Consider the following 19,372-nt stretch of genomic DNA (forward strand, 5'->3'; position numbering starts at 1 on the left):
ATTCTGATATTATCGCGTCAAGGAGCGAAAGACGATGGGCTATCGCATTTTTCTTGCGGGCGCCTCGGGCGCGATCGGCCGCCGGTTGGTGCCGCAGCTGGTGACGGCCGGGCATGGGGTGACGGCGACGACGCGTCAGGCGGCAAAAGCAGAAGATATTCGAGCGCTCGGCGCCGATCCGGTGGTGGTCGATGTGTTCGATGCGAGCGGGTTGCGCGCGGCTGTCTTGGCGGCAAAGCCGGAGATCGTCATCCACCAGCTCACGGACCTCCCGGCCGGGCTCGATCCATCGAAAATGGCCGAGGCAATCGTTCGGAACGCCCGCATCCGCGATGAAGGAACCCGCAACCTCGTCGAAGCGGCGAAGGCTGCCGGTGCGAAGCGGCTGATCGCGCAAAGCATCGCCTGGGCCTACGCGCCGGGACCCGAGCCACACGACGAAACCGATCCTTTGGACAGTGGCGCGGAAGGCGGCCGGGCCGTCAGCGTCGGCGGCGTCATTGCGCTGGAGAAGCATGTGCTCGGCGCTTCGCCGATCGCCGGCATCGTGCTGCGCTACGGTCATCTCTACGGGCCAGGCACCGGCGCGGCAGCCGCCTCGGACCCGGCGGTGCATGTCGATGCCGCCGCCAACGCGGCTCTGCTTGCCGTCGAGCGGGGAACGCAGGGCGCCTTCAATGTCGCGGAGCCGAACGGCCATATCACGACCGACAAGGCTGCCGCCGAGCTCGGCTGGCGCGCCGGCTTTCGCCTGGCCGAGTAAGCGAGGGAGTTGCCGTCATGATCGAAGAGGTTTCTTCACGCGGCCGTAAACGGGTCGGCGTCGCCGCCATCGCTGCGGGGTTGCTTGGCATGGCCGTAGTCCAGAGCAACAGGGCATCCACCGTCGCTGACGGAATGGGCGCGCATGTCCACATGACGGGGGCTGATGCCGGGGAGGGGACGACGGCGCGCCCGACCACCACGGTGAAGCCGCTCTCCTGCGAAAAGCTGCCGAATGTGCCTGGGCATTCGATCACCACGGCGCTGGTCGAGTTTCCGCCCAATGCCCATACGCCGCGACATCGCCATCCCGGTTCCGTCACGGCCTTCGTCATCAAGGGAGCGCTGCGTTCGCAGATGGAAGGCGGACCGGCAGTTACTTACACTCGAGGCCAGACCTGGTTCGAAGCGCCAGGCGCGATCCATTCTTTCGCCGAAAATGCCAGCGCCACCGAACCGGCGGAACTGCTGGCGATCTTCGTCGCGGAGGACGACTGCGGCCCGCTGACCATTCCGTTACCCAACTAAATCTATCGCCTTTATCGCGGCGGCAAGCGTTCTTAACGCTAATTCGCACAACGCCAAAATGGCGCCACAAGCGGTCGGCATTGCGGTTGCCACGCAAGGCCGCCGCGCGTATCAGGCACGGCAGTTGTTTATCTTTCGCATACCGGCGAGCCGTTCCGTTGCCTGCCAGAAACGAACCACAAGTCTATGCCCGCCGGCTTCGCGCGGTGCTGATCAGTTCGATCCCCGTGCTCGAGGCGCGCGGCATTGCGATCGTGCTGATGGCCGGCATGGTCGGCGCCATCGCGGGCGCGCTGGTCACCGGCATGAGCGCGCTGGTGCAAGGCATGCATTGGCTGCTGTTCGACGTGCAACCGGGCGGCCGCCTTTCGGCGATGTTCTCGCTCGCCGACCCGGTGCAGGCGATGTTCCCGGCGATCGGCGGCCTGCTGCTCGGCCTTTCCGTCATCTGGCTGAGAAAGCGCAAGTTCCGCACTCCGGTCGACCCGATCGAGGCCAACGCGCTCTATGGCGGGCGCATGTCGCTCACCGACACTTTCATCATCGTGGCGCAAACGATGATCTCCAGCGGCTTCGGCGCCTCGGTGGGATTGGAAGCCGGCTATACGCAGATCGGCTCCGGCGTAGCTTCCCGGCTTGCGCGCGCGTTCCGGCTGCGCCGCAACGACGTCCGCATTCTGGTCGGCTGCGGCGCGGCCGGCGCGATTGCCGCCGCCTTCGACGCGCCGCTGACCGGGGCCTTCTACGGTTTCGAGCTGGTCATCGGCATCTATTCCGTCGTCAATGTGGCGCCGGTTATGACGGCGGCGATCGCCGCCTCGCTGACGGCGGAAATGTTCGGCGGCGTGCCGTTCCCGCTGGAGCTGTCAGGTTTGCCGAATTTGACCGCCAGCGAGTATGTGCCGTTCCTGCTGCTCGGACTGCTCGGCGGGGCAGCCTCGATCGCCATCATGCATCTGGTGAGCATCGTCGAGCGTCTCTTCGTGCGGCTGTCGATCGATGCGTCGGTCCGGCCGTTCATCGGCGGCATCTTCGTCGGCCTGCTCGGGCTGGTCACGCCGCAGGTGCTCTCCAGCGGCCATGGCGCGCTGCATCGCGAGTTCGCCATGAATTATGCGCTGCCGGTGGTGGCGAGCGTCTTCGTGATGAAGCTGGCGGCCTCCGCCATCTCGCTCGGCTCGGGCTTCCGCGGCGGCCTGTTCTTCGCTTCGCTGTTCCTGGGAGCGCTGCTCGGCAAGGTCTTCGCCGGCGTCATGGCGCTGACCGCGCCATCCGCCGGCATCGACCCGGCAGTCGCCGCCGTCGTCGGCATGACCTCGCTTGCGGTCGGCGTCGTCGGCGGCCCGCTGACCATGACGTTCCTGGCGTTGGAATCGACCCGCGACCTGACCCTCACCGGCGTGGTGCTGGCCGCCTCGATCATGTCGGCGATCCTGGTGCGCGAGACCTTCGGCTACTCCTTCTCGACCTGGCGTTTCCATCTGCGCGGCGAGACGATCCGCAGCGCCCATGACGTCGGCTGGATGCGCAGCCTCACCGTCGGCTCGATGATGCGCAAGGACGTCCGCACCATTCCCGCCTCGATCACGCTCTCCGAATTCCGCAAGGAGATCCCGCTCGGCTCCGGCCAGCGCGTCATCGCCGTCGAACAGGCCGACCAGTATGTCGGCATGCTGCTCGTGCCGGAACTGCACAGCGATCCCTCCGATGGCGAGACGCCGGTGAGCGCGCTCGCCCAGTTCAAGGATGCGGTGCTGGTGCCGTCGATGAATGTCCAGACCGCCGCCGAGACCTTCCAGCGCACCGGGGCCGAAGAACTGGCGGTGGTCGAGGACTTCGACGAGCGCATCGTGCTTGGCCTGCTCACCGAGAGCCATCTGATGCGCCGCTACGCCGAAGAGCTCGACAAGGCGCGCCGCGACCTGGCCGGCGAGGGCTAGTTTTCAACACAGGAATCTTGCCGGTGCATACTACCCCGGCACATCGCAGCCCCGGAGATTAGCTGAGACGTCTAAACTTCGTCAGCCACGGGCGGAGCGGGAGCGAAGCGGACGTGCAGACCCGAGGATGACGACGTTGGAAGGGCTCAACCAGACGGGTCACGGGGGGAACCGCGAGATCTTGGCCGCCGGCAGGTCCGCAGCCTGTCAATTCCAAGCCGGTAAATTGATCTCAATTCCAAAAGGGTGAGTGTCGGTTCGCTCCCATTATGAAGCCGCCTGCAGCGACGGATTCTTGCTGCTTGCGCTCTGTACAGTCTCACTGTACAAAATGTTCAGTGGAGAACAAACGAGATGCCCAAGGCTATCGATAAGGGCCAGGCTTCAACCGGGGACAGGAACGGTTCGGTCGCAGCAGCCGCGCAAGAGGTGCTCGGCATGCGGCTCAAGAGCCTGCGCCTTGCCCGCCGCCTTTCCTTGCGCGACCTCGCCGAGGCGACTGGAACCAGCGCCAGCTTCATCAGCCAATTGGAGCGCGGCCTGACCGGCGCCAGCACGGCATCGCTCAACCAGATGGCTTCGGCGCTCGGAGTCAGCGTCGCGCTGCTGTTTGCCGAAAGCACGGCTCAAAATCATCACGGCGTGCTGCGGCGCAGCGAGCGGCCCAGCCTGCCGCCCAGCGACGGGTGTCGCAAGATGCTCTTGTCGCGGCCCCCGTTGAGCGACATGGAAGTCTATGTCGGGGAGTTCGAGATCGGCGGCTCGACGGGGTCCGACCAATACACGCATGGCGACGCGCATGAGATGTTGATCGTCCTACGCGGCATCGTCGAGGTGTCGCTCGGCGAGGCGCGCCATGTCCTCGAGGAGGGCGACAGCGTCGAATACACCACGTCCACCCCGCATCGCACGGAGAACATCGGCAGCGGCCGGGCCGAAGTGATGTGGATCATCGCGCCGCCGACCTCGGCGCGCGCCGAGCTCGACCAATACACGACCTGGAAACCGCCCGCCGCCAGGTAGCTGATCAAAACGCGGGCATGAATGGGAGAGTTATCGTTATGTTGAAATCGAGATATGGCATCGGCGCCGTTCTGGCGCTCGGCGTTCTGACCGGCGCGGCCTTTGCGCAGGACAAGCCTGTGGCGGGCGAGGTCAAGGAGGGGTCGCTGAAAGGCAAGACCCTGACGCTCGTCTCCTATGGTGGCATCTACCAGGACGGACAGGCGGCGGCGCTGAAGGAGTTCGTCGACAAGTCCGGCGTCAAGCTGCTCAATGACGGTCCGACCGAGATCGCCAAGCTGCAGGCGCAGGTCGAATCCGGCAATGTCACCTGGGACGTCGTCGATACCGACGACCTGCCGCCTTACGTCTATTGCGGCAAGCTGTTCCAGAAGCTCGACCTGACCAAGCTCGACGTCTCGAAAATCCCGGAAGGCCAGGTCGGCGAATGCTCGGTGCCGGCGATGAACTACGGCGTCGTGCTGATGTACAACAAGGAGAAGTACAAGGATAATCCGCCCAAGAGCTGGGCCGACTTCTTCGACACGGAAAAGTTCCCGGGCGTGCGCGGGATCGACGGCTCCGGCAGCCCAACGGGCGGGCTGCTGGAACAGGCCTTCAAGGTCGCCGGCGGCGACCCGAAGGCGATGACGGTGGCCGATATCGACAAGGCCATCGACGTGGTCCGCAAGCTCGGTCCCGACACCATCTTCTGGAAGACGGGCGCTGAATCGCAGCAATTGGCGGAGTCCGGCGAAGCCGACATGCTGATGATGTGGACCGGCCGCGCCATGACCGCTGTCAAGAACGGCGCCAAATATGCGCCCGCATGGCAGGACTGGCTGGTGGTGATGGACCAGATGACGATCCCGGTCGGCGTCAAGGACACGGATGCCGCTTACGCGCTGCTCAACGCCTATCTCGGCAAGCGGTCGCAGGAGATCCTGGCGGAGAAGACGTCCTACACGCCGATCAACAGCGACGCGCAGCCCAAGGTCGACGCCTCCGTCGCCGCCTTCCTGACCAACACGCCTGAGCGCCAGAAGCAGGGCTACAAGCAGAACTTCAAGTTCTGGGTCCCGAACTTCGCGGTGGCGCAGGAGAAGTGGTCGGCGTTGATGGCCGGCAACTGACCGGCTGAAGGAGAGGTCCGTGAGCGCGCTCGAACCGACGACGCCTTCCGCCCCGCAACGGGCGGGCTGGGCATGGCGGCCGTTCGCGCTCACGCTGCCGGCGCTGGTGCTGCTGGCCGCAGTGATCGGCTATCCGCTGATCACGATCGTGCTGCGCAGCCTGTCGGAGCCGCAATGGGGCCTGCAGAACTATGCCTGGTTTTTCGGCGCACCCGTCAATCTGACGGTGCTCCAGCGCACCTTTACGATCTCGGCCTGGGTGACTGTGGTCTGCGTGCTCTGCGCTTACCCTTACGCCTATCTGATGACCGCCGTCGGGCCACGCGCGCGGCTCGTCCTTGTGCTCTGCGTCTTGATCCCGTTCTGGGTGAGCGGCGTGGTGCGCACGCTTTCCTGGGTGATCCTGCTGCAGGATTCCGGCGTCATCAACTCGCTGCTGAGATCGGCCGGTTTCGACGGCATCCGCCTGATCCGCACCCAGACGGGCGTGGTGATCGGCATGGCGCAGGTGCTCCTGCCGTTCATGATCCTGCCGCTCTATTCGGTGATGAAGGGGATCGATCTCAGGCTGGTGCAGGCGGCGCGGAGTCTCGGAGCGCGACCGTCGCGCGCGTTCTTCACCGTCTACCTGCCGCTGTCGCTGCCAGGCGTCTATGCCGGCGCGATCATCGTCTTCATCCTGGCGCTGGGCTTCTACATCACGCCGGCGCTGCTCGGCGGACCGCGCTCGACCATGCTGTCGACGCTGGTGCAGACGCAGGTGCTCAGCCTGCTGCAATGGGGACGCGGTGGCGCCATGGGCGTGGTGCTGCTGGTCGCGACCTTCGTGCTGCTCGCGCTTGCGGCGCCGGTGATGCGGTCGAGGCATCGGGAAGCGGGGCGACGCTGATGGAGATGAAGCCGCTCACGCGCGTCGTCCTCGGGCTTGTCTGCCTGCTGGTGGCGATATGGCTGGTGGCGCCGACGCTGGTCGTGGTGCCGATGTCGTTCAACGAGAACAAGTCGCTCGCCTTTCCGCCGCAGGGCTTTTCCTGGCAGTGGTACCTGAATTTCACCACCAACCCGGATTGGTCTTCCAGTTTTCTCAACTCGCTCAAGGTCGCCTCGCTGGTGGCGGTGCTGGCGACGGTGCTCGGCACGCTCGCCGCCTTCGGCCTCGACCGCATGAAAGCGCGACCGGCCAATCTCTTGCGCATGCTGATGCTGACGCCGATGGTCGTGCCGGGCGTGGTTCTGGCCATCGGCATCTATGCCGTCTATCTCGATGCGCAGCTCGTGGGCACGCTGACCGGCTTCGTGCTTGCGCATACGATCCTGGCGCTGCCCTTCGTGCTGATCGCGGTTTCGGCCAATCTCGAAGTGTTCGACAGGCGGCTGGAGACGGCAGCGGCGAGCCTCGGCGCCGGCGCGCTGACCACGTTCCGCACGGTGACGCTGCCGCTGATCCTGCCCGGCATCCTGTCGGGGTTGCTGTTCGCCTTCGCCACGTCCTTCGACGAGATCGTGGTGTCGCTCTTCATCACCAACCCCTATCTCAAGACGTTGCCGGTGCAGATATTTTCCTCGATCACGCGCGATGCCGACCCGACGGTCGCGGCCGTCGGCACCATCCTGTTGTTCGCCACCACGATCCTGATCGGCGGCGGCATGCTCCTCCTTGGACGCGAGCGGAAGGGACGCCTATGAACCCGAGAGCGGAAAATCGCGGCGCCGCGATCGATCTCGACATGGTCAGCAAGGCCTACGGGTCCTTCAAGGCGCTGGACGGTGTCTCGCTCAGGATCGAGCCAGGCGAGTTCATGACGCTGCTGGGGCCGAGCGGCTCGGGCAAGACGACGACGCTCAACGTCGTCGCCGGCTTCACCGACGTGACCAGCGGCAAGCTATTGGTCGGGGGAAAGAGCGTCGTCGGCGTGCCGGCGCACAAGCGCAATATCGGCGTCGTCTTCCAGCACTACGCGCTGTTCCCACATATGACGGTCGGCCGCAACGTCGCCTATCCGCTGACATTGCGCGGCATCAAGCAGGACGAGCGCAAGAAGCGGGTCGCGAGAGCGCTCGACATGGTCAAGATGGGCGACTTCGCGCATCGCTATCCGAGCGAATTGTCCGGCGGCCAGCAGCAGCGCGTCGCGCTTGCGCGCGCCATCGTCTTCGATCCGCCGCTGCTCCTGATGGACGAGCCGCTCGGCGCGCTCGACAAGAAGCTGCGCGAATGGCTGCAGCTCGAGATCAAGCGCATCCATCGCGAGCTCGGCACCACCTTCGTCTATGTCACGCACGACCAGGAGGAGGCCCTGGTGCTGTCGGACCGCATCGCCGTCTTCAATCGCGGGCGCATCGAGCAGGTCGGCACCGGCCGCCAGCTCTATGACGAACCGGCGACGCTCTTCGTCGGCCGCTTCATCGGCGATTCCACCGTGTTGCGCGGCGAGGCGAAAAGCGACGGCACCGGGACGGCTCTGACCGTCGCCGGCGAGATGGTCACCGCGCCCCGTCGGCTGGCCGGCGAAGCCAATCCGGTCATGCTGCTGCGGCCGGAGAAGCTTGCCATCCGCCGATCGGGCCAGGATGCCGCCGGCACGAACCGGTTGTCGGGGACGATCGCCGAGGCGATCTATCTCGGCTCGGGGTCGAAATATGAAGTGAAGCTCGCAGACGGCTCGACCGCGATCGTGCGCTCGCCGCTCGCCGGCGAGAGCTTTGGCCTCGGCGAGAAGGTCGAGCTTTGCTTCGACGGCGCCGATGCCAAACTCCTGCCCGACGACAGCACGGCCGACACAACGCTCACCTGATCCATCTCTTTGGTTTAACGCAATCCCGGACGGAAAACCGTTTCACACTTTTCCTGGAATTGCTCTAGCGGAAGCCATCCCATGCAAGTCAAGCGCAACGGCGACATCTCGTTCTGGTATGCGGATATGGGTCATATCCCGGCGCCGAGACCGCCTTTGCCCGGCGACATCGAGGCCGATGTCGCGATCGTCGGCGCCGGCTATACCGGGCTTTGGACAGCCTACTATCTGAAGAAGGCGAAGCCATCGCTGCGCATCGTGCTCGTCGAGCGCGAGTTTGCCGGCTTCGGCGCCTCGGGGCGCAATGGCGGCTGGCTGTCGGGCGGCTTCGGCTGGTCGCGCGAAAAATATCTGAAGACCTCGACACGGCAAGGCGTCACCGCCATGCAGAAGGCGATGGCCGGCTGTGTCGACGAGGTGATCCGGGTGGCGACGGAAGAAGGCATCGATGCCGACATCCGTCGCGTCGACAATCTGACGGTTGCCACCAATCCGGCGCAGCTGGAGCGGGTGCGCGAGGAATTCGAGACGATCCGCTCCTGGGATGCCGACCCCGAACGCATCGAACTGCTAGACCAGGCTGAGACCCGCGCGCGCATCAACATCCACAATGTACTCGGCGGCTTCGTCATCCACGGCCAGGCGCGCGTGCAGCCGGCCAAGCTGGTGCGCGGGCTGGCGGCGGCGGTCGAGCGTCTCGGTGTTTCGATCTACGAAAAGACGACGGTGACGGCGATCGCCAAGGGCGTTGTGACAACGGACCGGGGCACGGTGCGGGCCGAAACCGTCATTCGCGCCACGGAAGGGTTCACTGCCGGCATTCCAGGAGAGGAGCGGACCTGGCTGGCGCTCAACAGCGCGCAGATCGTCACCGAGCCACTGTCGGAAGAGCTCTGGCGCAAGATCGGCTGGGAGGGGCACGAGCTGCTCGGCAATGCCGCGCATGCCTATTGCTATGCCCAGCGCACGCGCGAGGGGCGCATCACCATGGGCGGGCGCGGCGTGCCCTACCGCTACGGGTCGCGCACCGACGTCAACGGGCAGACGCAGCAGGCGACGATCGACCAGCTGCACGCGATCCTGACGACGCTGCTGCCGCAGACCGCCGGATGCCGCATCGATCATGCCTGGTGCGGCGTGCTCGGCGTGCCGCGCGACTGGTGCACGACAGTCGGCCTCGATCCCGCGACGCGCATCGGCTGGGCCGGCGGCTATGTCGGGCTCGGCGTGTCCAGCTCCAACTTGTCGGGGCGCACGCTGAGCGATCTCGTGCTCGACGAGAGCACCGAACTGACGCGGCTGCCCTGGGTCAACCGCAAAGTGCGGCCATGGGAGCCGGAGCCGTTCCGTTGGCTGGGCGTCCATTCGATGTACCAGCTCTACCGCATCGCCGATAACCGCGAGGCGGCCGGGCTTTCGCATACCTCGAAGCTGGCCGCCCTGGCCGACAGCTTGACTGGCCACTAGGGCGGTTCGGCGTCCGCCCAATCGTTCGTTTTCGCGCAGTTCCAGACCGCTGGAATTGCCCTGATCCATGGAGACCAGCTTGATCGATCTTTCGACTTTCCACGACCTCGCCAAGGCCGACATCGGCGCTTTTTCACCGAAGCCGACCTCTTTCGAAGGGGATCAGCTGGAGGCCGCGCGGTCGTTCTTCCAATCGCCGGACGGAACCATCGATATCGGCATCTGGGAATGCACGCCCGGACGGTTCACCGCCGACCGCACGAACTCGTCGGAGATCTGCCACATCATCTGCGGCCGCGCCGAGGTGAGCCGCGCCGATGGCGAGATGCGCGAGCTGGGGCCGGGCGACCTTCTCGTCCTGCCGCAGGGATGGAAGGGCGAGTGGTGCATCCACGAGACCACCCGCAAGCTCTACATGATCCAGAGCGCCGATTGATCCCTGACCCTTCGGCGCATGTCGTTTGCCGGAAGCGTGCTTCGAACGACGTGCCGTCAGTGATCGATCGGGCCTTTCGGCGAGACGAGCGTCGTGCCCGCGGTGGTCGGGCGCTCGATCATGCGGCGCACGCGCGGCGGGTTCTCGCCACTGTGCAGCGCGCGGATGCGTTCGCCAACCACGGCGTCGGCATGGGTGGCGCGCCGGTTGTGGCGGATATACTCGACCCAGGTCGGCGTGTGGTAGTGCTCGATCCAAACCGACGGATTTTCCAGATCCCGCGCGAGCGTCCAGTTGCGCGCGCCGTCGCGGCGGCGGATACGGCCGCGCTCGGCCATGGTCGCCAGGAATTCCGGCACGTCGTCCTCGCGGATGACGTACTCGATCATGATGGCAATGGGGCCGCTGCGCGGCTTGAGATCGAGCGCCAGCATCGGCTCCTTGAAACGGTTGAGCGGATCGAGATTGAGCACCGTCTGCCGCGGCAGCGGCAGGGCGAAGCCAATGGCGCCGCCGGCGAGCATCGCGACCGCCGCGGCGATCAGCGCGGTCTCGGCGCCATACGCGTCGGCGACGACGCCCCAGATCCAGCTGCCCAGCGCGATGCCGCCAAAGGTCGCCGTCTGATAGATCGACAGCACGCGGCCGACCACCCAGCGCGGCGTCGACATCTGCACCGTGACGTTGAAATGCGAGAGCGCGATCACCCAGCAGGCGCCGCCGATGAGCAGGCCCGCCGACGTCTGCCAGCCATTGTGGCTGACGGCGGCGTTGAGGGCGCATAGGGCGAAACCGCAAAAGGCCATGCGCACCATCACCTCGCTCGACAGCAGCTGCCTGAGCCGCACGCTGATCAGCGCGCCGCCGACCGCGCCGATGCCGAAGGCGCCGAGCATGATGCCATAGGTCAGCGCGTCGCCCTTGACGACGTCGCGCGCCACCAGGGGAAGAAGCGCCAGCACCGCGCCGGCGCTGAAGCCGAAGGCCAGACCGCGGACCAGCACCTTGGCGATGTTGGGCGACATGGCGACATAGCGCAGGCCGGCGCCCATCGCCGCGCCCAGCGACTCGCGCGGCAGGGTTTGCTCGGGCAGCGCCGGCTTCCAGCGGGCGAGCACGACGATCAGGCCGATATAGCTGACGGCGTTGGCGGCGAAGGCGGCCGCCGCACCCGCTGCGGCGACGATCACGCCGCCGATGGCCGGGCCGACGCTACGGGTGATGTTGAAGCCCAGCGAGTTGAGCGCGACGGCCGCCGGCACCTTGGCGCGCGGCACCATATCGCCGACCGAGGCCTGCCATGACGGGCTGTTCAGCGCCGTGCCGCTGTCGATGAGGAAGGTAAAGGCAAGCAGCGTCCATGGCGTCATCCAGCCTTGCCAGGTGAACAAGGTCAGCAGCGCCGAGACGACCAGCATGAAGGTCTGCGCCACCAGCATCACCTTGCGGCGGTTGAAGCTGTCGGCGATGGCGCCGGCAACGAGCGCGAACAGCATGATCGGCAAGGTGGTCGAGGCCTGGACCAGCGCCACCTGGTAGGGCGAGGTGGCGATCGTGGTCATCATCCAGGCGGCGCCGACACCCTGGATCAGGCCGCCGAAATTCGACACCAGGCTGGCCGACCAGACGGCGCGGAAGATACCGTGCCGGAACGGCGCCAGCGCGGAGACGCGTTCGCTTTCCGGCCCGTCGTCGATCATAGTTGCGCCTTCGTCCGCTGTAGAGGCTCGCCGCACCCGGAAGGGCAGGCGACTCGCCAAAGAGTGCGGCCCAACAACAGGAAGGCAAAGGCGAAAATGCGTCGGCGAAGCTTTAAACCAAGCATCTGGCCGGTCTGGACCAACTTTTGGCTATTTCGCGTTTCTCGCCTCGGCATGCAGGGCCTCGGTCAGGCCGCCTGCCGTCTCGCCATTCATGTAAAGCCTGAGCAGCATTTCCATGCCGACGAGACGCAGGCGCGACGTCTCCTGGCTTCTTGCCATGTCGATCAGGTCGTCCAATTCGGAAGCAGACCATTTCATCGCGTCGCGCAGCACACCGCCGCGCAGCATCCCTTGAGTGCCAGCTGAAAAGGCGGCATCCATCTCGAAGCCGTTCTTCGCGGCGCGAATGTTTTCGCGCGGCAGATGGCGCTCGGCGGCCTTTTTCAGCAGCCACTTACCGGTTCCGTCGCGGTATTTCTGCTTGCGCGGCAGGTGAAGGGCGAAGTCGATCAGCCGGTTCTCCAGGAACGGCACCCTGAGCTCAACGGACGCCGCCATGCTCAACCGGTCGTGCCGGTGCAGCAGGTCCTGCAGATGCGAGTAGAGGTCGTAAAAACAGCTTGCCAGGAAGGCGCGGTCGCTGGCCGGCGCGACGCCTTCCAGCCTGTCCAACAGCTTTGTCTGCAGGAAGTTCAGCTCGGGCGACAGGGCTCTGAGCGCCATGGTGCGGTCAGTCGGCGAGCCGCGACCGATCGAGTTTCGAAACGGCGCGCGGCGTAATTCGGCGAATTTGCGGTCCTGCCTGGCCTTCGAGCGGAACAGGCGCTGCAGCCAGGATTGGCGCCAGACCCTGATCGTCGATGCTTGCCATTTGTAGCCGCCGAAGAGCTCGTCGGAACCCTCGCCGGTGAGCAGCACCTTGACGCCGTCGGCGCGGCACTGCTCGGCAAGCGCCAGCAACGCGGCGTGGCTGGCATGCCAGCCGTCGGTTTCAAGGTGCCAGACCGCGCGCGGCCAGAGCTCGAGGAACCGGTCCTTGTCAAAAGGCACCCGGCGCAGGCTGACGCCGACATGGCGACCGGTGCGCTCGGCGTCCGGCGCTTCGCTGCGGCCGAGCTTCTGGTCGATGACGTAGCCGTGCATCTCCGGTCTGAAGCGCTTGGCAAGCGCGGTGATCAGCCCGGAATCGACGCCACCGCTGCAGGCGGTTGCAAGGCTGGCATCGGCGATGCAATGCAGCTCGACACTTTCCTCGAGCAGGCTCTCGAGCGTCGCCATATGCTCGGCGTCGGACGTCCTGTCGCCGGCGATGCGCGTGGTATCGAGAACATCGAGGACGTGCCAGAAGCGGCGCTTGTCGATGCCGTCTCCGGTGATCCTCCAAAGGCCTGCCGGTGGGAGCCGCTCGATGCCGTCGAAAACGCTGTAGCTCGAATCGCGGCTCTGCCAGGCGAGCCGCAGCGTCAGCTCGCGTGTGTCGATCCGGCGCAAAAAATCATGGCAGGCGAGGATCGCCTTGTCCTCGGAGGCGAACAGCATGCGGTCGCCGGTTTCGGCGACCGACATCGGCTTGATGCCCAGCCTGTCCCTGGCAAGCCACAGGGCGCCGTCGCGGGCATCGAAATAGGCGAAGGAGAACATACCGTCGAACAGCGGCACCGCTTTTTGCGGACCCCAGTGATGCAGGGCCTGAAGCACCACCTCGGTGTCGGAGACCGATTGGAACGCCAGGCCTTCCGCCTCCAGCGTCTTGCGCAACACGCGAAAATTATAGACCTCGCCATTGTAGCACAGCACGCCGTCGCCGGACGCGGTCAGCATCGGCTCGCGCGCGGCGGGCGATGGATCGATGATGGTCAGCCGGCGGTGGCCGAGCGCCAGGCGGGCGTTGTTCCAGTTGCCGTGATCATCGGGACCGCGATGCGCCAATGCCTGCATCATGCGCGCGACGTCGCGACGATCGCCGCTGCCGATCGGATCGCGCTTTCGCCAGACGCCGGCTATTCCGCACATGGCCCGCCGGCCGTTCTTGCCTGATGCATCGCTTCCTGAATCGCCTGACACGTCGGCCGACGCCGTCGCGCCTACAATCTAGCTGCAAGAAACGCCGCCGCAAGCGATCTCGCGGCTTGCGGACAGGCCGCCAGACGCTCGCTGCGGCTTCGCGTCAGAAGCCGTGTTCGATGCGCTCGAAGATGACGTTGGTGAAGGCCGAGATCTGGCTGCCGATGAACGGGCCGGTCAGCGCCACCACGAGCATGATGGCGACGATCTTCGGCACGAAGGTAAGCGTGATTTCCTGGATCTGGGTCAGCGCCTGGATGAGCGCAATGCCGATGCCGACCACCATCGCCACCAGCACCACGGGGGCGGAAGCGGTAAGCACCGTCCACACGGCGTACTGGACGATATCGAGGGCGTCGGCCTCGTTCATGGGCTGCCCCTGTGCGAAGCCGGCTAAAGCGGGTCGCGTGAAAAAGGTTTCACGCGACCTGCCTTAGCTTTTTTGATTTTAAGCATGTCTTTATCCCGAAAACCGGCCCCTTTCGGAAGACCTGCTTAGGCGGCCGGCTTGATCGACACACCCGCGCCGACCGGGACCTGGGTGCCGTCCTGCAGCACCGCGATCAGGCCGCTGCTGGAGAGCGTCACCGACGCCACCGTGCCGGTGGTTTTGCCGTCGGCCGAGGTGATCGAGCGGCCGATCAGCGCGTCGGCCTGCGACAAGGCCGAGGACTGCATGATCTGGTCGAGCTTGGTGTTGGTCTGCACCGACTGCTCGACTTGGGAGAAGGTGGCGAGCTGCGCGACATACTGCGTCGAATCCATCGGCTTGGTCGGATCCTGGTTCTTCATCTCGGCGATCAGGAGCTTCAGGAATGACTGGTAATCCACCGCCGTCTTCGAGGTCTGCTGGCTGGCCTGGTTGGCGCCAACCGGGATCGTTGTCGTCATGTCCACGGCCATCTTACGCTCCTACAGCCAATGCGCGCGGCGTTTCGGGAATGTCGTCATTGTCTTCGAGCGCCCTGCGCTCGAGCGGATAGAGGGCGCGGATCGCTTTCAACGCCTCATAGATATCATCCTCGCCGACCATCCGGTCGATCTGCTTCAGGCCCTTGCAGATGTCCTGGTTGTCGAAGCTTGCGATCAGCATCGGCAGCGAGCGGCGGAACATGTCGCGCGCCTCGGAGGCGCCGACCGGGTTGATCAGCATGATCTGCACGATGAAATAGAGCTGCCTGAGAGGCGTCGACGCCTGGTCGGCCTGGATGACATGGCTTTCGAGCAGGAACTGCACGTCGTTCATCAGCTCGATGGTGACCTTGCGGTCGACGCGGATGACCGCGCCGTTGACATAGATCTTCTCGTTGGGCTTCAGCGAGATCTTCAGCGTGTTGGTCATTGGATGCCGTCTCGGATGATCTGGGAGACCTCGATCAGTCCTTCGAAATTGCTGGTGCGGCCCTGGCGGATGTCTTCCGTCTCGCGCAGCAGCCACAGGCCGATGGAGATCAGGTTGGCGCGCAGCTCCTTGGGCAGGGCGTTGTCGCTGGAGCCGAGATCCTGGACGAAGGTGGTCCAGATGCGGTTGGTGAAGTGCAGCGCCTCGACCGCTTCCATCGACTCGGTGCCGACGGCTGCCGCGGCGGCCAGCATGTCGATCGAACGGGTGAGCAACTGCCGCTCCCGGTCCTTGGCGTCGGCGACGGAGTCGGTCTGGATGTCGGCGTAGGAGAATTGATACATCGTCGGCGCTCTGGCGTTCCGGTTTATGTGTTCAAGTCAGATAGTTCAGCAGGCTGAGCTGCTGCAGACGCGCGGTCAAGGCGAAGGAGGTCTCGATATGCTGCGTCAGGTCGGCCACGCGGGTCGCGGCTTCGGCCGGATCGACGCCTTCGAGATCGACGATATGCTTCTCGAAGAGGTCGACCTGCGTCTTCATGCGGTCGCTGGCGTCGGACACGCGTTGCTGGGCAATGCCTGTCTCGGCCCGTATCTGAGTGATGCCGCCGATGGCATCGCCGACCAGCGCCTGCGCGCGGCTGACGATGGCGTTCTGGGCGGCCTCGCTGATGCTGCCGGTGAGCATGCTGCTGACCATGGTAGCCGCCATGGCGAGCTTGCGGATGCCTTGCTCGTTGGCGCTGACCGAGGTCTGGGTGGTCTCGTTGAGCGAAATGCGGCTGGTGATCTGGTCGTCCGTGGCGCTCGACCAGTTGGCCTGCCAGCCGGCGCCCAGGAATTGCGGCTCGACCTGGGTGGTGATGAAGTCGTCCATCTGCGCGGCGGTGATGTTGGCCGCCGCCGGATCTGTCTGGGTAAAGCCGAAATAGCTCGAAAAGGCGGCATCGAACGCAGCCTTGGCCGGCGAGCCGGCGGCGTTGAAATCGTCGACCGGCTTGACGTCGGTGTTGGTGCCGGCAAACAGATATTCGCCGTTGACGCTGGTGTTCAGAATACCTGTCATCTGCTGCAGCGCCGAGGCGCCGGCGGTCTGCAGGATGCTGGTCGAGGAGTCGCCCGACACACCGCTGGTCAGGGCCGACAAGAAGCTCTGCGCGGCACCGGCGATCTGGCCGAGCGAATCCTGGGTCGAGGTCAGGCGCGCTGAGACGAGCGCGTTGGAATCGACGATGCCGTTCAGCCGGTCGAGATCGCGCTGGAAGGTGACGGCCTGGGTCGTGCGGCTGCCAAGCGCCAGGCCGACATCGGCGACGGTGCCGGTCTGCGATTCCTTGGTCGCCTTGATGAGGTCAGCCTGCATCTTCGCCTGCTGGTAACGCAGCGCGTTGGAAATGGCAGCTGAGGAAACGCCTGTCGCTTTCATGGATTATCCTACCGCGGCCATCAGCGAGTCCAGCATGTCGCTGACCGTCTTCATCATATGCGCCGAGGCCTGATAGGTGTGCTCGAGGTCGAGGAGCAGGGACATCTCCTGGTCGACATTGACCCCGGTGTCGTTGGACAGCGCCTCGGCCGTGCGCGCGGCCAGCGCCTGCTTGCTGTCGGCATTGGTGGAGGCCTGCTGGCGCACGCCTTCGAACCAGCCGATGGCATTGGCCGCGTAGTCGGAGACGCCCGAGCTGACGGTGATGCCGGCCGAGCTGTCGAAGGCCATCGGCTGATCGAGCTTGTTGCCGTAGCCGATCAGCAGGTCCGAATAGGATGCGCCACCGGTGTTGACGACATAGGCCGCGCCATTGGCGCCGCCGTCGCGCAACAGCGCGGGATTGCCGCCGGCGCTCGGATCGAAGGCGGCGTTGACGCTGATCGTGCCGGCGAGGCCGTCGACCAGGGTACCGGCGGCCGGAATTGCCGGGGCGCCCGACCATGTGAACAGGCCCGCAGCATTGGGCTGCGACGACGAGGTTTCGGCAAATGCCGTGACGAGGCCGCGCGCGATCTCGTCGAGCTGGCTCTGCATGGTCGAGGCGACGCCGTCGCGGAGCTTCAAGAGGCCCGCAATCTTGCCGTCGGCGGTGGTTGTGTCCCCGGTGCCCGCCGATACGGGCACGTTGTCGATATAGATGGTGTTGCCGGTCGTGCCGGCCGTATAACCGGCCGACGGCGTGAAGGTCACCGAGCGCGGCACGGTCTCGAACAGCGTCGTGCCGTCCTTGGTGGTGATGACCATGTCGTTGTCGCCGCGCGTGAAGGTGGAGACCGGAACGTATTCCGATATCTTCTTCAGGATGGCGTCGCGCTGATCGAGCGCGTCGGACACGTCGGTGCCGGAGCGAGTGCCCGAGATGACGGCCTTGTTGGCGTCCTGGAACTGGCTGAGCAGCGAGTTGAGATCGTCGACGGCGGTGGCGATCTGGCTGTCGGCCTGGGTGCGGAAGTCTTGGATCGCCTTGGTGCCGCTGTTCAGCGAATTCACCACTTGCTTGGCGGCGTCGACGACGCTGGTGCCGAGGTTCTGGTTCGATGGCGTCGTGGCGTAAAGCTGCAGGGACTGCTGCAGGTTGGCGATCGCCGTCGAGGGGGACGACGCGTTGTCGACCCCGTTGACCGACAGATCGAGCTGATCCATGCCGTTGTAAAGCGCGCTCTGGCCGCTCCATGCCGACAGCGCCGAAAGGTTCTGGCGGAACAGGAGATCATTCGCGGCGCGTTGGATTTCCACCGCCCGGGCGCCGGGCGCCGTGCTGGTTACCACGGCGATGCGGCGGGTATAGTCAGGATTCGACGCGTCGGCCACATTGCGCGATACGACGCTGGTCTGCTTGGACGTGGCCAGGAGCGCCGATTGGGCAATGCTTAGTGCGGAGGAAAGCGACATGCTGATCTTTCACGGGCGGCGCCCGTCGTTTATCTCTTCAGGTTGACGAGGACATCCATCAGGTCCGAGCCGGTCTGGAAGACCTTGGAATTGGCGGTGTAACTGCGCTGCGCCGCAATCATGTTGGTCAGTTCCTCGGCGATATCGACGTTGGAGTTTTCAAGCGCTCCGGAGACAATGGAGCCGAGCTTGCCTTCATTGGCAAAGCCGATGTGGACGGCGCCGGAGTCGGTGCTCTGCACATAGACGTTGCCGGGCATTGCGGTGAGGTTGTCGGGGCTCTGAACGTCGGCCAGCGGGATCTTGTAAAGCGCCTTGGTCGAGCCGTCCTCGAACTGCGCGTAGATGATGCCGTCCTGGCCGATCTGGACCTTCTGGATGGAGCTCGGCGCGTTGCCGTTGACCTTGGCGTCGGCAACGGTGAAGCCGGTCCCGAGCTGCGTCAGCTGGGAGAGATCGAGGTCCAGCGTCGAGCCGCCCGGTACCGTGAACGAGACGCTGTCCGTCGCGCCGGTAAGCTTGCCTGTCGTGGTGTCGAAGGTGAGGTTGGCCGATCCCAGCGCGCCGCCAGTGTACGGGAAGGAGGTGCCTGCGGTCGCCTTCGACTGGTCGAAGACCGAGACCTGCCAGGTGCCGGCGCCGGTGTTGGTGAAGTAGACGTCGAGCAGCTTCTTGTTGCCGAGATTGTCATAGGCAACCAGCGAGGTTTTCGACGTGTATTCCGCGTTAGGGTCGTTGGTGGACGGCAGCGGGCCGGAGGGTGGCGTCGCGCCCGCCGGCAGGTTGCCGGAGAAGAGGCCCTCGGTGCTCGGCGTCGCCGTCATCTGCTGGTCGGAGATCTGCACCGGCACGAGGCCTTCGAAGCCGTTGGCGGTCGCGGCCGGGTCGCCATTGGCGTAGCTGTAGGCCATGAGCTGGTAACCCGCGGCATTGACCAACCGGCCTTGCGCGTCCGGAACGAAGGAGCCGGCGCGGGTGAGATAGGGGGTGCCGCTGGCATCCTGGACGACGAAGAAGCCGTCGCCGTTGACGGCAAGGTCGGACACCGAGGTGGTGTAGGTCATGACGCCTTGTGTGCCGACGGCCGAGCGGATCGTCGTGGTCACGCCACCGGAATTATAGGCGCCCCCGGTGCCGGGCATGATCAGGGTAGAGAACTCGGCCGAAGAGCGCTTGTAGCCCGTGGTGTCCGAGTTGGCGATGTTGTCGGCCACCGCGGAGAGGCGATTGGCCTGCGCGTTCATACCGGAAACGCCGGTCCGCATCATTCCGTAGAGGCTCATCGATCGATCTCCGCAGTGCCTGGGTATGAGGCCATAA

19 protein-coding genes are annotated in these 19,372 nt (G+C 65.2%); 10 read left to right on the plus strand and 9 right to left on the minus strand.

The features are described from left to right. Positions 1-34 precede the first annotated feature (34 nt). From FJ424_RS04480 to FJ424_RS04525, 10 genes are all read left to right on the plus strand, one after another. Positions 35-763: an NAD(P)-dependent oxidoreductase gene (locus FJ424_RS04480; RefSeq protein WP_140651568.1), complete on the plus strand. Its 729-nt coding sequence runs from the start codon at positions 35-37 to the stop codon at positions 761-763. Positions 764-780: 17 nt separating this feature from the next. Further along, complete coding sequence (locus tag FJ424_RS04485) at positions 781-1,290, plus strand: cupin domain-containing protein (RefSeq protein WP_140651570.1); 510 nt, start codon at positions 781-783, stop codon at positions 1,288-1,290. A gap of 158 nt (positions 1,291-1,448) precedes the next feature. Further along, positions 1,449-3,230, plus strand: a complete 1,782-nt coding sequence (locus FJ424_RS04490; RefSeq protein ID WP_140651571.1) for a chloride channel protein — start codon at positions 1,449-1,451, stop codon at positions 3,228-3,230. Between the two features lie 354 nt (positions 3,231-3,584). Continuing rightward, positions 3,585-4,253, plus strand: coding sequence for a cupin domain-containing protein (locus FJ424_RS04495; RefSeq protein ID WP_140651573.1), 669 nt, complete (start codon positions 3,585-3,587; stop codon positions 4,251-4,253). 38 nt (positions 4,254-4,291) lie between these two features. Further along, on the plus strand, positions 4,292-5,365 hold the full coding sequence (locus tag FJ424_RS04500; protein ID WP_140651575.1) for a PotD/PotF family extracellular solute-binding protein: 1,074 nt from the start codon (positions 4,292-4,294) through the stop codon (positions 5,363-5,365). 19 nt (positions 5,366-5,384) lie between these two features. Further along, positions 5,385-6,254 carry an ABC transporter permease gene (locus FJ424_RS04505; protein ID WP_140642177.1) on the plus strand — a complete coding sequence of 290 codons (870 nt, stop codon included), beginning with the start codon at positions 5,385-5,387 and terminating at the stop codon, positions 6,252-6,254. Further along, positions 6,254-7,051: an ABC transporter permease gene (locus FJ424_RS04510; RefSeq protein WP_140651576.1), complete on the plus strand. Its 798-nt coding sequence runs from the start codon at positions 6,254-6,256 to the stop codon at positions 7,049-7,051. Before FJ424_RS04505 ends, FJ424_RS04510 begins: the two co-directional genes overlap by 1 nt. Beyond that, positions 7,048-8,160, plus strand: a complete 1,113-nt coding sequence (locus FJ424_RS04515) for an ABC transporter ATP-binding protein (protein ID WP_140651578.1) — start codon at positions 7,048-7,050, stop codon at positions 8,158-8,160. The genes FJ424_RS04510 and FJ424_RS04515 overlap by 4 nt, the downstream gene beginning before the upstream one ends. 81 nt (positions 8,161-8,241) lie before the next feature. Then, a complete protein-coding gene (locus FJ424_RS04520) occupies positions 8,242-9,627 on the plus strand; it encodes an FAD-binding oxidoreductase (RefSeq protein ID WP_140651580.1) in 1,386 nt (461 codons plus the stop codon). A 67-nt stretch (positions 9,628-9,694) separates the two neighbouring features. Next, on the plus strand, positions 9,695-10,063 hold the full coding sequence (locus FJ424_RS04525; RefSeq protein WP_140651581.1) for a cupin domain-containing protein: 369 nt from the start codon (positions 9,695-9,697) through the stop codon (positions 10,061-10,063). A 56-nt stretch (positions 10,064-10,119) separates the two neighbouring features. Here the strand turns inward: FJ424_RS04525 and FJ424_RS04530 are convergent, their stop codons facing one another. From FJ424_RS04530 to FJ424_RS04570, 9 genes are all read right to left on the minus strand, one after another. Next, entirely contained in the window at positions 10,120-11,763 is a 1,644-nt protein-coding gene (locus FJ424_RS04530) for an MFS transporter (RefSeq protein ID WP_140651583.1), read from the minus strand. Between the two features lie 150 nt (positions 11,764-11,913). Further along, positions 11,914-13,779: an asparagine synthase (glutamine-hydrolyzing) gene (gene asnB / locus FJ424_RS04535; RefSeq protein ID WP_140651584.1), complete on the minus strand. Its 1,866-nt coding sequence runs from the start codon at positions 13,777-13,779 to the stop codon at positions 11,914-11,916. A gap of 154 nt (positions 13,780-13,933) precedes the next feature. Beyond that, positions 13,934-14,200: a flagellar biosynthesis protein FliQ gene (gene fliQ / locus FJ424_RS04540; protein WP_040989996.1), complete on the minus strand. Its 267-nt coding sequence runs from the start codon at positions 14,198-14,200 to the stop codon at positions 13,934-13,936. 125 nt (positions 14,201-14,325) lie between these two features. Next, positions 14,326-14,733 carry a flagellar hook assembly protein FlgD gene (gene flgD, locus FJ424_RS04545; RefSeq protein WP_027165132.1) on the minus strand — a complete coding sequence of 136 codons (408 nt, stop codon included), beginning with the start codon at positions 14,731-14,733 and terminating at the stop codon, positions 14,326-14,328. A gap of 1 nt (position 14,734) precedes the next feature. After that, positions 14,735-15,172: a flagellar biosynthesis repressor FlbT gene (gene flbT / locus FJ424_RS04550; protein ID WP_140642161.1), complete on the minus strand. Its 438-nt coding sequence runs from the start codon at positions 15,170-15,172 to the stop codon at positions 14,735-14,737. Continuing rightward, positions 15,169-15,516: a flagellar biosynthesis regulator FlaF gene (gene flaF / locus FJ424_RS04555; protein WP_140651586.1), complete on the minus strand. Its 348-nt coding sequence runs from the start codon at positions 15,514-15,516 to the stop codon at positions 15,169-15,171. Before flaF ends, flbT begins: the two co-directional genes overlap by 4 nt. 31 nt (positions 15,517-15,547) lie before the next feature. Then, positions 15,548-16,597 carry a flagellar hook-associated family protein gene (locus FJ424_RS04560; RefSeq protein WP_140651588.1) on the minus strand — a complete coding sequence of 350 codons (1,050 nt, stop codon included), beginning with the start codon at positions 16,595-16,597 and terminating at the stop codon, positions 15,548-15,550. Positions 16,598-16,600: 3 nt separating this feature from the next. After that, a complete protein-coding gene (flgK, locus tag FJ424_RS04565) occupies positions 16,601-18,052 on the minus strand; it encodes a flagellar hook-associated protein FlgK (protein ID WP_140651590.1) in 1,452 nt (483 codons plus the stop codon). A 29-nt stretch (positions 18,053-18,081) separates the two neighbouring features. After that, entirely contained in the window at positions 18,082-19,335 is a 1,254-nt protein-coding gene (locus tag FJ424_RS04570; protein ID WP_140642151.1) for a flagellar hook protein FlgE, read from the minus strand. Positions 19,336-19,372 lie beyond the last annotated feature (37 nt).

Source organism: Mesorhizobium sp. B3-1-8 (assembly GCF_006439495.1).
In the GTDB taxonomy this organism is placed as follows: Bacteria; Pseudomonadota; Alphaproteobacteria; order Rhizobiales; family Rhizobiaceae; genus Mesorhizobium.